The sequence below is a fragment of the Streptomyces canarius genome, assembly GCF_014650735.1.
Lineage (GTDB): Bacteria > Actinomycetota > Actinomycetes > Streptomycetales > Streptomycetaceae > Streptomyces > Streptomyces olivaceoviridis.
Window position 1 is genome coordinate 126112 of the sequence record NZ_BMVN01000017.1, and the last position, 12940, is coordinate 139051.

General features: G+C 70.5%; 10 protein-coding genes and 1 pseudogene. 8 read left to right on the plus strand and 3 right to left on the minus strand.

Annotated elements, in window-relative coordinates; all coding sequences use genetic code 11:
* Nucleotides 1–53: 53 nt before the first annotated feature.
* Complete coding sequence (ybiA, locus tag IE294_RS24090) at nt 54–617, minus strand: riboflavin biosynthesis intermediates N-glycosidase (protein ID WP_189818730.1); 564 nt, start codon at nt 615–617, stop codon at nt 54–56.
* Nucleotides 618–825: 208 nt separating this feature from the next.
* Here ybiA and IE294_RS24095 point away from each other — a divergent pair, with 208 nt between their 5' ends.
* The 8 genes from IE294_RS24095 (at nt 826) to IE294_RS24130 (ending at nt 10505) form a co-directional block, all read left to right on the plus strand.
* A complete protein-coding gene (locus tag IE294_RS24095; RefSeq protein ID WP_189889372.1) occupies nt 826–2361 on the plus strand; it encodes a gamma-aminobutyraldehyde dehydrogenase in 1536 nt (511 codons plus the stop codon).
* Nucleotides 2362–2411: 50 nt separating this feature from the next.
* Nucleotides 2412–3659 carry a polyamine ABC transporter substrate-binding protein gene (locus tag IE294_RS24100; RefSeq protein WP_189889374.1) on the plus strand — a complete coding sequence of 416 codons (1248 nt, stop codon included), beginning with the start codon at nt 2412–2414 and terminating at the stop codon, nt 3657–3659.
* Nucleotides 3660–3664: 5 nt separating this feature from the next.
* Nucleotides 3665–4834 (plus strand): ABC transporter ATP-binding protein, encoded by a 1170-nt coding sequence (locus tag IE294_RS24105; protein ID WP_189889376.1) that lies wholly within the window; start codon nt 3665–3667, stop codon nt 4832–4834.
* Entirely contained in the window at nt 4834–5763 is a 930-nt protein-coding gene (locus IE294_RS24110) for an ABC transporter permease (RefSeq protein WP_189889378.1), read from the plus strand. Before IE294_RS24105 ends, IE294_RS24110 begins: the two co-directional genes overlap by 1 nt.
* The gene (locus tag IE294_RS24115) at nt 5764–6564 is read left to right on the plus strand and encodes an ABC transporter permease (RefSeq protein WP_189889380.1); all 801 of its coding nucleotides are present in this window, start codon (nt 5764–5766) and stop codon (nt 6562–6564) included.
* 38 nt (nt 6565–6602) lie between these two features.
* On the plus strand, nt 6603–8033 hold the full coding sequence (locus tag IE294_RS24120) for an NAD(P)/FAD-dependent oxidoreductase (RefSeq protein ID WP_189889382.1): 1431 nt from the start codon (nt 6603–6605) through the stop codon (nt 8031–8033).
* Nucleotides 8034–8149: 116 nt separating this feature from the next.
* Nucleotides 8150–8608 (plus strand): hypothetical protein, encoded by a 459-nt coding sequence (locus IE294_RS24125; protein WP_189889384.1) that lies wholly within the window; start codon nt 8150–8152, stop codon nt 8606–8608.
* A gap of 85 nt (nt 8609–8693) precedes the next feature.
* Nucleotides 8694–10505, plus strand: a complete 1812-nt coding sequence (locus IE294_RS24130; protein ID WP_189889387.1) for a chitinase — start codon at nt 8694–8696, stop codon at nt 10503–10505.
* Here the strand turns inward: IE294_RS24130 and IE294_RS24135 are convergent.
* Together IE294_RS24135 and gabT are read right to left on the minus strand one after the other, a co-directional pair.
* Nucleotides 10447–11082: pseudogene (locus IE294_RS24135) on the minus strand (phosphatase PAP2 family protein); the annotation flags it as partial. The gene IE294_RS24130 and the pseudogene IE294_RS24135 sit on opposite strands and share 59 nt — an antisense overlap.
* 423 nt (nt 11083–11505) lie before the next feature.
* Entirely contained in the window at nt 11506–12840 is a 1335-nt protein-coding gene (gene gabT, locus IE294_RS24140) for a 4-aminobutyrate--2-oxoglutarate transaminase (protein WP_189889389.1), read from the minus strand.
* Between the last annotated feature and the right edge of the window lie 100 nt (nt 12841–12940).

A 12940-nucleotide genomic window follows, 5' to 3' on the forward strand; every position in this document is an offset into this window, starting at 1 on the left:
CCCGAAACCCGGCACCGCCAACCCGACGCCGCCCCCGCCGAAGCGCCGCAGGCCTACGCTCCCGCGCCCGCCAGTCGTTCCCGGGCCTCCATCAGGGCGAAGCCCAGGAGGTTCAGGCCCCGCCAGCGCTCCGGGTCCGAGGCGGCCTCGTCGTCCGCGGCCAGGCCGATGCCCCAGATCCGGTCCACCGGGCTCGCCTCCACCAGCACCCGCTCCCCGGTCCCCAGCAAGAACATGCCGAGGTCGTCGTCGGCGGCGAACTTGTGCACGCTGCCCTCGACCACCAGCCGGAAGCGTTCCCGCTCCCACACCGCCCCGTCGAAGTCCCGGACCAACCGGCCCTCCTTCTTCGCCTCGGCGGGATGCTCCGCGGCCAGCACCCGGCGCTCCGCCTGAGCGTCCCCGAACAGCCGGGCCTTGCCCGCCATCATCCAGTGCTCGGCCGTCGCGTACCGCACGCCGTCCACCACGAACGGTGACGGCCACCACTGGCTCAGACAGCTCGCGCCGATCCGGCCGTCCGGCCGCGGCCGGTGTCCCCAGAAGTGCAGATACCTGATCCGGGACCCCGCCCGGACCTCCCTGATCAGGGCGTCCACCCCGTCGATCTTCCCCATGCACGCGAGTCTGGCACGCACCACTGACACTCCGTCCGCCCTTTTCCGCCCCGACTCGACACCTGGTCGACAGATTCCGTCGCGTAACCAAAAGGCAACAACGGAATCACTTGTTGGCGTCCGGTCCCTCTGTCAGGATCGGCACTCAAATCGAGCTGGAGCCACGCCCCCCGCCCCTCGGGACGGGCGCACGGCGGAGGAGAGCGACATGCACAACCCGGGCACCGCCACCCCGGAACGATTCCCCGCACAGGACCGCCTCGCGGACGGCGCGCAGTTCATCGCGGGCCGGCCCGCCCAGGGCACCTCGGGCCGCACCCACCGCGTGGTCGACCCGGCCACCGGCGCCGAGGTGTACACGTACGAGCTGGCCGGTACCGACGACGTCGACGCGGCCGTCGCCGCGGCGCGCGCCGCCTTCCCGGGCTGGGCCGCCGCCACTCCGGGCGAGCGCTCGGACGCCCTGCACCGGTTCGCCGCCGTACTCGCCGACCGCGCCGAGGAGTTCGCCCGCGCGGAGTCCCTCCAGTGCGGCAAGCCGCTCAAGCTCACCCGCGAGTTCGACGTGCCGGGGACCGTCGACAACACCGCGTTCTTCGCGGGTGCCGCCCGGCATCTCCAGGGCCAGTCCGCCGGTGAGTACTCCGGCGACCATACGTCGTACGTCCGGCGCGAGCCCATCGGTGTCGTCGGCTCCATCGCGCCCTGGAACTACCCGCTCCAGATGGCCGCCTGGAAGATCCTCCCGGCGATCGCCGCGGGCAACACCATCGTGCTGAAGCCCGCCGAGCTGACCCCGCTGACCTCGCTGCTCTTCGCGCGGGCCGCCACGGACGCCGGCCTCCCGGAGGGCGTGGTCAACATCGTCACCGGGACCGGGAAGGAGGCCGGTGAGCACCTCGTCGGGCACCCCGACGTGGCCATGACCTCCTTCACCGGCTCCACCGCCGTCGGCAAGCGCGTCGCCGCGATCGCCACCGCCACCGTCAAGCGGCTGCACCTGGAGCTGGGCGGCAAGGCGCCCTTCGTCGTCTTCGACGACGCCGACCTGGAGGCCGCCGTGCACGGCGCGGTCGCCGGCGCGCTCATCAACACCGGGCAGGACTGCACGGCCGCCACGCGCGCGTACGTGCAGCGCCCGCTGTACGAGGCGTTCGTGGAGCGGACCGCCGCGCTGATGGAGACCGTGCGGCTCGGCGACCCGTTCGCGCCCGGCACCGACCTCGGGCCGCTGATCTCCCACGTCCAGCGCGACCGGGTCGCCGGCTTCGTGGACCGCGCGCGGGGCTACGCGCGCGTGGTGACCGGCGGCGAGGCCCCCCAGGGCGACCTGAAGGACGGCGCCTACTACCGGCCCACGCTGATCGCCGACGCGGCCCAGGACAGCGAGATCGTCCAGTCGGAGATCTTCGGTCCGGTACTGGTCGTCCTTCCGTTCGACAGTGACGATGAGGGCATCCGGCTGGCCAACGACACCCCGTACGGCCTCGCCGCCTCCGCGTGGAGCAGCGACGTCTACCGCGCGAACCGGGCCACCCGCGAGATCAAGGCGGGCTGTGTCTGGATCAACGACCACATCCCGATCATCAGCGAGATGCCGCACGGCGGTTACCGGGCATCCGGCTTCGGCAAGGACATGTCGGCGTACTCCTTCGAGGAATACACGCAGGTCAAGCACGTAATGTTCGACAACACCGCGGTGGCCAGGAAGGACTGGCACCGCACCATCTTCGGGGACCGCTAGCGACGACCAGGCCACCGACCAGGCCGATCCTCCGAAAGGGCACCACGCGCATGGAGCAGTACGAGCCCGACCGCCTCACCCCGCCCCAAGTGGCCGCCCTGCGGCGCAGTATGCGCAACGGCAGGGCCGCCCTGACCCGCCGGTCGCTGCTGCGGGCGTCCGCGGGCGGCGCGCTCGCCGTCGGCGGCCTCGGGGCGCTGAGCGGCTGCGGGATCCCCGCGGCGGGCAAGACCCAGGGCGGCACCTCCGCCCAGGACCACTCCGCCCAGGAGAAGGTCGTGAACTTCTCCAACTGGACCGAGTACATCGACGTCGACGACAGCGGCAAGCACCACCCCACCCTGGAGACCTTCCGCCGGCGCACCGGGATCACGGTCAACTACACCGAGGACATCAACGACAACAACGAGTTCTTCGGCAAGATCAAGCCGCAGCTCGCCGCGGGCCAGGACACCGGCCGCGACATCCTCGTCCTCACCGACTGGCTGGCCGCCCGGCTGATCCGCCTCGGCTGGGTGCAGAAGCTGGACCCGTCCAACCTGCCGCACGCCTACACCAACCTCTCGCCCCAGTTCCGCAACCCCGACTGGGACCCCGGGCGGGCGTACTCGTACCCCTGGCAGGGCATCTCCACCGTGATCGCCTACAACAAGAAGGCGCTCGACGGCATCGAGGTGAAGTCGGTCTCCGACCTGCTCGACAACCCCAGGCTCAAGGGGCGCGTGGGCTTCCTGTCGGAGATGCGGGACTCCATCGGCATGACCCTGCTCGACATGGGCAAGGACCCGGCGAAGTTCGGCGACGACGACTTCGACGCGGTGACCGCCCGCCTCCAGAAGGCCGTCGACAAGGGCCAGATCCGCCGCTTCACCGGCAACGACTACACCTCCGACCTGACCAAGGGCGACTTCGCCGCCTGTCTCGCCTGGGCCGGGGACGTGGTCCAGCTCAAGGCGGACAGCCCGGACGTCGACTTCGTCATCCCCGACAGCGGCTACATGACCTCGACCGACAACATGTGCGTCCCCAACAGGGCGCGGCACAAGACGAACGCCGAGCGGCTCATGGACTTCTACTACGAACCCGAGCAGGCCGCCGCGCTCGCCGCCTACATCAACTACGTGACGCCGGTCGACGGGGTGAAGCCGTACCTTGCGAAGATCGACAAGGACGCGGCGGACAACCCGCTGATCGTCCCCGACAAGGCCACGCAGGCGAAGTCCCACGCCTTCCGCTCCCTGAGCGCGAAGGAAGAGACGGCCTACGAAGAGAAGTTCGCGAAGCTCACAGGGGCGTGACGACGATGAAGACGACATCAGACAACAGCGGCGACGTCCGCCTCTCCGGCATCTCCAAGACCTACGGCTCCTTCACCGCCGTGCACCCGCTGGAGCTGACCGTGCCCGAGGGCTCCTTCTTCGCGCTGCTCGGCGCCTCCGGCTGCGGCAAGACCACCACCCTGCGCATGATCGCCGGCCTGGAGGAGCCCACGACGGGCACGGTCCGGCTCGGCGACCAGGACGTCACCCACCTGCCGCCGTACAAACGGCCGGTGAACACGGTCTTCCAGTCCTACGCCCTCTTCCCGCACCTCGACATCTTCGAGAACGTCGCCTTCGGCCTGCGCCGGCGCGGCATCAAGAGCGTGAAGAAGCAGGTGGAGGACATGCTGGAGCTGGTCCAGCTCGGCGAGCAGGCGCGCAAGAAACCGCACCAGCTCTCCGGTGGCCAGCAGCAGCGCGTCGCCGTGGCCCGCGCGCTGATCAACCACCCCAGGGTGCTCCTGCTGGACGAGCCGCTCGGCGCCCTGGACCTGAAGCTGCGCCGCCAGATGCAGCTGGAGCTCAAGCGCATCCAGACCGAGGTCGGCATCACCTTCATCCACGTCACGCACGACCAGGAGGAGGCCATGACCATGGCCGACACGGTCGCCGTGATGAACGGCGGCCGGGTCGAGCAGCTCGGCTCGCCCGCCGACCTGTACGAGAACCCGCAGAGCACCTTCGTCGCGAACTTCCTCGGCACCTCCAACCTCATCGAGGCCGAGGTCGACACCAAGAACGGCGACGACATCGTGCTCAAGGCGGGCGGCGGCAAGCTGGTGCTGCCCGAGGCGCGATGTTCCGCCCCGACGACGGCCGGCGGCAAGGTGCTGGTCGGCATCCGCCCGGAGAAGATCTCGCTCACGCACGCCGACGACGCGGGGGAGATCCCTCAGGGCCGCAACCGCCTCACCGGCAAGATCGCCGACGCGAGCTTCATCGGCGTCTCCACGCAGTACGTCGTCGACAGCCCGGTCTGCGACGAGCTGGCGGTGTACGTGCAGAACGTCGAGCGGGACGGCCGGCTCGTCCCCGGCGCCGACGTGGTGCTGCACTGGAGCCCGGCGCACACCTTCGGTCTGGACGCAGCCCAGTCCCTGCTTGCCGGGACAGTGGGCTCCGCGGGCACCGAGGAAGAGGTCGCCGCCTGATGTCCACCCTCACCGAGGCGCCCCCGCCCCTCGCCCCCGCGGCCCCGGAGGAGAAGCCCCCGCGCAAGCGCGGCCGGTTCACGCCCTACTGGCTGCTGCTGCCCGGCATCCTGTGGCTGATCGTCTTCTTCGCGCTGCCGATGCTCTACCAGGCATCCACCTCCGTGCAGCAGGGCTCCCTGGAGGAGGGCTACAAGGTCACCTGGCACTTCGCGACCTACTGGGACGCCCTGTCCGCGTACTGGCCGCAGTTCCTGCGGTCCGTCTTCTACGCCGCCGCCGCGACCGTGCTGTGCCTGCTGCTCGGCTACCCGCTGGCCTATCTCATCGCCTTCCGCGCGGGCCGCTGGCGCAACCTGATCATGATCCTGGTGATCGCGCCGTTCTTCACCAGCTTCCTGATCCGCACCCTGGCCTGGAAGACGATCCTCGCGGACAACGGCGTGGTCGTGCACACCCTGAACTCGCTGCACGTCCTGGACCTCACCAACTGGCTCGGCTGGACGGCCGGCGACCGCGTCCTGGCCACCCCGCTCGCGGTCGTCTGCGGCCTGACGTACAACTTCCTGCCGTTCATGATCCTGCCGCTGTACACCTCGCTGGAGCGGATCGACGGGCGGCTGCACGAGGCGGCCGGCGACCTGTACGCCAAGCCGTGGACCACCTTCCGCAAGGTCACCTTCCCGCTGTCCATGCCGGGCGTGGTCTCCGGGACGCTGCTGACCTTCATCCCGGCGGCCGGTGACTACGTCAACGCCGAACTCCTCGGCTCCACCGACACCCGCATGATCGGCAACGTCATCCAGACGCAGTTCCTGCGGATCCTGGACTATCCGACGGCCGCGGCCCTCTCCTTCATCCTCATGGCCGCGATCCTGGCCATGGTCACGCTCTACATCCGCCGGTCCGGGACGGAGGATCTGGTCTAAATGCCCTTCGTCACCTGGCTCAAGCGCCATCTCGTCGTCATCGCCGGACTGCTGACGCTCGCCTATCTCCTGCTGCCGAACGTCATCGTCACGGTGTTCTCCTTCAACAAACCGAAGGGGCGCTTCAACTACGAATGGCAGCGGTTCTCCACGGACGCCTGGAAGGACCCCTGCGGCGTCGCCGACATGTGCGGCTCGCTGTCCCTCAGCCTCCAGATCGCCGTCTGGGCGACGGTCGGCGCCACGATCCTCGGCACGATGATCTCCTTCGCGCTGGTCCGCTACCGCTTCCGCGCGCGCGGCGCCGTCAACTCGCTGATCTTCCTGCCGATGGCCATGCCCGAGGTCGTCATGGCCGCCTCGCTGCTCACCCTGTTCCTCAACATGGGCGCCCAGCTGGGCTTCTGGACGATCCTCATCGCCCACATCATGTTCTGCCTGAGCTTCGTCGTCACCGCGGTCAAGGCGCGCGTGATGTCGATGGACCCGCGTCTGGAGGAGGCCGCCCGGGACCTGTACGCCGGTCCCGTGCAGACCTTCCTGCGGGTCACCCTGCCCATCGCGGCACCCGGGATCGCCGCGGGCGCGCTGCTGTCGTTCGCGCTGTCCTTCGACGATTTCATCATTACCAATTTCAACGCGGGCTCGACCGTCACCTTCCCCATGTTCGTGTGGGGCTCGGCCCAGCGTGGAACGCCCGTCCAGATCAACGTGATCGGTACGGCCATGTTCCTGATCGCCGTCCTCTTCGTGCTGACGTCGATGGTCGTCAGCAATCGCCGGAACAAGCAAAGGGCATGAGCCCTTTCGCGCAGCGTCCTCTGTAGGGAGTTGAAATCATGGCCCCAAGCGCCATGAGCCGTGGCAAAGACAACTGGACCGCCTCTCTCTCCGAAGCCCAGCCGGTCCCGTACTGGCTGGAAGACCCCGGCAAGCCGCCCGCCGAGCCCGCCCTCACCTCCGCGGAGACCTGCGACCTGCTCGTGGTCGGCGGCGGCTACAGCGGGCTGTGGACCGCGCTGAACGCCAAGGAGCGCGACCCGCGGCGCGATGTGGTGCTGCTGGAAGGCCGCGAGGTGGGCTGGGCCGCCTCCGGCCGCAACGGCGGCTTCTGCGCCGCCTCCCTCACACACGGCCTGCCCAACGGCCTGGCCCGCTGGCCCGACGAGATCCACACGCTGGAGGAGCTGGGCCGGCGCAACCTCGACGGGATCGAGGCGGCGATCGCCCGGCACGGCATCGACTGCGACTTCGAACGCACCGGCGAGATCGACGTCGCCACCGAGACCTACCAGGCCTGGGAACTGCGCGACTGGCACCGCGAGCTCCAGGAGAAGGGACTCGCGGACGGCATCGAGTTCCTGGACGCCGACGCCGTGCGCGAGCAGGTGAACTCGCCCACCTTCGAGGCCGGCCTGTGGGACCGCCGGGGCGTGGCCATGCTCCACCCGGCCAAGCTGGCGTGGGGCCTGAAGAAGGCCTGCCTGAAGCTCGGGGTGCGGGTGTACGAGCACACCCCCGCCCTGACGCTGAAGAGCTACGGCGCCGGAATGGCCGTACGCACCCCGTACGGCGCCGTCCGCGCCCGCAAGGTCGCGCTCGGCACGAACATCTTCCCGAGCCTGCTGCGCCGCGTGCGGTCGTACACCGTCCCGGTCTACGACTACGCCCTGATGACCGAGCCGCTGACCGCAGGCCAGCTCGCCTCGATCGGCTGGAAGAACAGACAGGGGCTCGGGGACTCGGCGAACCAGTTCCACTACTTCCGGCTGTCCGCCGACAACCGCGTCCTGTGGGGCGGCTACGACGCGATCTACCCCTACGGCGGCCGGGTCCGCGCCGAGTACGACGACCGGCCCGAGACGTACGCCAAGCTCGCGGGCCACTTCTTCACGTGCTTCCCGCAGCTGGAGGGCGTCCGCTTCACCCATGCCTGGGGCGGCGCGATCGACACCTGCTCCCGCTTCTCGGCGTTCTTCGGCACCGCCCACCAGGGCCGCGTGGCCTACGCGGCGGGCTACACCGGCCTCGGCGTCGGCGCGACCCGGTTCGGCGCGGACGTGATGCTCGACCTGCTGGACGGGGAGCGCACCGAGCGGACCGAACTGGAGATGGTCCGCAAGAAGCCGCTGCCGTTCCCGCCGGAGCCCTTCGCCTGGACGGGCATCGCCCTCACCAAGTGGTCCCTGGCCCGCGCGGACGCCCACGGGGGCCGCCGGAACCTGTGGCTGCGGACGATGGACCGGCTGGGACTGGGCTTCGACAGTTAGTCCCGGGCTGACCCGGGTCGCCGCAACAAGTCGCCCGAACCCGCGTAATGCTCCCCGCGAGACCTCCCTCTCCCTCGTGACGCGACCGCGTCCACGAGAGAAAGGGAGGCCTTCTCATGACTGGGGCGAAGACGGCGGTCGAATGGCTGGCATCCGTCGCACCGGACCCCGCGGCCTGTCGCCGGGAGTGGGAGCGCGACCCCCTCGGGGTCGCGCTGCTGCCCGCCGGCAAGGCGTGGGACGTCCTCATCCTGCCGGGTGACCTCGGCTATCCGACCCTCGACGTGCTCACCCGGCTCCTCGACCGACTCGGCCCCGTGCTCGCCGACTTCGGCGACAGCCGGGTCGGGTTCCTCGTGCCCCCGGGCACCGCGGCCCGCTGGCTCGGCACCGGGATCAAGGCCGCCGGGGCCGGCACCTGGATCGTCGTGCCGTATCCCGGCCGGGCGGCCCGGGGCGTGCGCTGGCTGGTGCCGCCGGACGGCTCGGGCACGCTGACCGACCCGGCACTGCTGGAACTGGCCCTGCACGAGGCGGCGGCGGGGGCGGCGAGGGAGAGGAGCGGGAACGGGTAGCGCCCCGACACCTTGACAACGGGATTGGTCTGGACCAAGTTGTGTGCGCTCCGCCCCTCCAACTCCCCGGCACACGGAGGCCCTCGTGGACCGCGCCAGACGCCCCAGATCCGTCCTCGCCGCGCTCACGGCCGCACTGCTGGCCGTGCCCGGCATCACCGCCCTCTCGTCGGCCGCCCGCGCGGCCGACGCGGACGTCGCGGTCAACGGCGGCTTCGAGTCCGGCCTCACCGGCTGGACCTGCACCGCCGGCACCACCGTCACCTCCCCCGTGCACAGCGGGAGTTCGGCGCTCCAGGCCACCCCGGCGGGCAGCGACAACGCCCAGTGCTCCCAGACGGTGACCGTCCAGCCGAACGCGCAGTACACCCTGTCCGGTTACGTCCGCGGCTCCTACGTCTACCTCGGCGCGAGCGGCACCGGCACCACCGACGTCTCCACCTGGACCCAGTCCGCCCCCGACTGGCAGCAGCTGAGCACCACCTTCCGCACCGGGGCGGCCACCACCAAGGTCACGATCTACACCCACGGCTGGTACGGCACCGGCGCCTACTACGCCGACGACCTCACCCTCGTCGGCCCCGGCGGCAGCGGCACCACACAGCCGCCCGCCGCCCCGGCCGGCCTGCGGACCACCACCGTGACCTCGTCCTCCGTCGGTCTGTCCTGGTCCGCGGTGACCGGCGCGACCGGCTACGCGGTCTACCGCGACGGCACCAAGGTCCAGACCGTGACCGGCGCCTCGGCCACCGTCTCCGGCCTCGCGGCCTCGACGGCGTACAGCTTCCAGGTCACCGCCGTGAACGACGCCGGCGAGTCCGCGAAATCCGCGGTCGTGACCGCGACGACCAGCGCCGGCGGCGGTGGCGGCGGCTCGTCCGACCTGCCCGCCCACGCCCTCGTCGGCTACCTGCACGCCAGCTTCGCCAACGGCGCCGGCTACACCCGCCTCGCCGACGTCCCCGACAGCTGGGACGTCATCGACCTGGCCTTCGGCGAGCCCACCTCGGTCACCTCCGGGGACATCCGCTTCAACCGCTGCCCGGTCACCGAGTGCCCGACCGTGGAGAGCGACGCCGACTTCAAGGCGGCCGTCAAGGCCAAGCAGGCCGCCGGCAAGAAGGTCCTGATCTCCATCGGCGGCCAGAACGGCCAGGTCCAGCTGACCACGACCGCGGCCCGCGACACCTTCGTCGCCTCCGTCTCGAAGATCATCGACACCTACGGCCTCGACGGCCTGGACATCGACTTCGAGGGCCACTCGCTGTCCCTGAACGCGAACGACACGGACTTCAAGAACCCGACCACCCCCGTGATCGTGAACCTCATCTCGGCGCTGAAGACCCTGAAGGCCAAGTACGGCGCCAAGTTCGTCCTCACGATGGCCCCGGAGACCTTCTTCGTGCAGAACGGCTACCAGTACTACGGCACCGGCAAGTGGGGCGGCCAGGACCCGCGCTGCGGCGCCTACCTCCCGGTCATCCACGCCCTACGCGACGACCTGACCCTGCTGCACGTCCAGGACTACAACTCCGGCCCCATCATGGGCCTGGACAACCAGTACCACTCCATGGGCGGCGCCGACTTCCACATCGCCATGACCGACATGCTCCTCACCGGCTTCCCGGTCGCCGGCGACCCGAACAACGTGTTCCCGCCGCTGCGCCCCGACCAGGTCGCGATCGGCATGCCCGCGTCGACCAACGCGGGCAACGGCTACGTCTCCCCGTCCGAGGTCACCAAGACCCTGGACTGCCTGACGAAGAGGACGAACTGCGGCTCGTACGCCACCCACGGGACCTGGCCCGCGCTGCGGGGCCTGATGACGTGGTCGGTGAACTGGGACCGCTACGCGAACTGGGAGTTCCAGAAGAACTTCGACGCGTACTTCGGCTGAGGACAAGGGACAGGGCGGCCAGCAGCACCGTGCCCAGGCACCAGCTGGCCACCACGTCCAGCGGCCAGTGCCAGCCGTGGCGGACCAGGCCGTACGACACCCCGAGGACGAGGGCCGCGCACCCGGTGACCAGCACGCGGCGGGCGGCGGGGGAGCGGAGCCAGGGCAGGAGGAGCAGGGTCGCGGAACCGTACGCGACCGCGGCCGTCGCCGTGTGACCGGACGGGAAGTAGCCCGTCCCCGGGGGCACCACCGGTGTCCCCGGCCGGGCCGTCCACTCCTTCAGCGGGACGACGACCGCCGGGACCAGCGCCATCACCACGGCCGCGGCGAGCGGCGGCAGCCACCACCGCCCGGCACCGGCGGCCCGGCCCCGCCAGGCCGCGTACCCGAGGGCCACGGCGAGCACGGGGAGGGCGACCTGGACGTTGCCGAGGTCGGAGAGCAGCTGGGAGAACCGGTCCGGGTGGACGAGGGCCCGGCTGGCGTCCGCGTCCAGCCGGAGCAGCGGCCCGTCGGCGGCGACCTGCCAGGTGACGAGGGCGAGGACGACCGCCGGGAGGACCAGGAGCAGCATGGGCCCAGCTTGGCAGACGGTCGCGGGGAAGGAGGTCGGCCGCCCCGGAACAGGGGGGGGTGGTTCCGAGGCGGCCGTCCGGATCGGAACGTCGCGCGCCCCGGGGGGTTTGGGGCGGCGACCGTCCGATCGGTGAGGAGATCCCGGAGCCGTCAGGCGCCGGTTGTGTGCGCGAGGGCACGACCAGGTCGAAGCTGGGGAGGCCCCGGCCCGGTGTCCGCCCGCAGTCCCCTGTGGGCGGGTGTATCTCTCATCTGAGGAGAACCTACGGCAGGCGGCGGCGGTTTGGCAGACGGAATCCGCTCCCGTCATCCACCCCGCACACCTTCTTCACACGGCCTGCCGCAGGCACCTTCAGGGGTGCGGACCCTCCGCTCAGATGCGCGGTGGACGCGCGGGTGGAGCGCGGGCCGGATGCGCGGCTCAGATGCGGGCGAACGCCTGCTCGATGATGTCGAGGCCCTCGTTCAGCAGGTCCTCGCCGATGACCAGCGGCGGCAGGAAGCGGAGCACGTTGCCGTAGGTGCCGCAGGTCAGGACCAGCAGGCCCTCGGCGTGGCAGGCCTTGGCGAGCGCGGCGGTGGCCTCCGGGTTCGGCTCCTTGGTGGCGCGGTCCTTGACCAGCTCGATCGCGATCATGGCACCACGTCCGCGCACGTCACCGATGACGTCGAACTTCTCGGCCATGGCGGTGAGGCGACCCTTCATGATCTCCTCGATGCGCTTGGCCTTGCCGTTGAGGTCCAGCTCCTTCATCGTCTCGATGGCGCCGAGCGCACCGGCGCACGCGACCGGGTTGCCGCCGTACGTACCACCGAGCCCACCGGCGTGCGCGGCGTCCATGATCTCGGCGCGCCCGGTCACGGCGGCGAGCGGCAGACCGCCGGCGATGCCCTTGGCGGTCGTGATCAGGTCGGGCACGATCCCCTCGTCCTCGCACGCGAACCACTGCCCGGTCCGGCAGAAGCCGGACTGGATCTCGTCGGCGACGAAGACGATGCCGTTGTCGGCGGCGAACTGGCGGATCGCCGGCAGGAAGCCCTTGGCGGGCTCGATGAAGCCGCCCTCGCCGAGGACCGGCTCGATGATGATCGCGGCGACGTTGTCCGGGCCGACCTGCTTGGTGATCTGGTCGATGGCCTGCGCGGCGGCCTCCGGGCCGGCGTTCTGCGGACCGGTCGGCCAGCGGTACGCGTACGCGACGGGCACCCGGTACACCTCGGGCGCGAACGGTCCGAACCCGTGCTTGTACGGCATGTTCTTCGCCGTCAGCGCCATGGTCAGGTTGGTCCGCCCGTGGTACCCGTGGTCGAACACCACCACGGCCTGCCGCTTGGTGTAGGCACGCGCGATCTTGACGGCGTTCTCGACGGCCTCGGCGCCGGAGTTGAACAGCGCGGACTTCTTGGCGTGGTCACCCGGGGTCAGCTCGGCGAGCGCCTCCGCGACCTCCACGTAGCCCTCGTACGGGGTGACCATGAAACAGGTGTGGGTGAAGTCGGCGAGCTGGGCGCTCGCGCGGCGCACCACGGCCTCGGCGGAGGCGCCGACGCTCGTCACGGCGATACCGGAGCCGAAGTCGATCAGCCGGTTGCCGTCGACGTCCTCGATGATCCCGCCGCCCGCGCGCGCGGTGAACACGGGCAGCACGGAACCCACGCCCTGGGCGACCGCGGCGGTACGGCGGGCCTGAAGCTCCTGCGACTTCGGGCCGGGGATGGCGGTGACGACGCGGCGCTCCTGCGGAAGTGCGGTCATGGGGGCTCCCTGATGATCTTGCGTACCGGGCGGTCCCGGGCGGTTCCGGGCGGTGCGTTTTCGGACGCATACCTTCTTTTCTCGCAGGCTAAGACCGGTT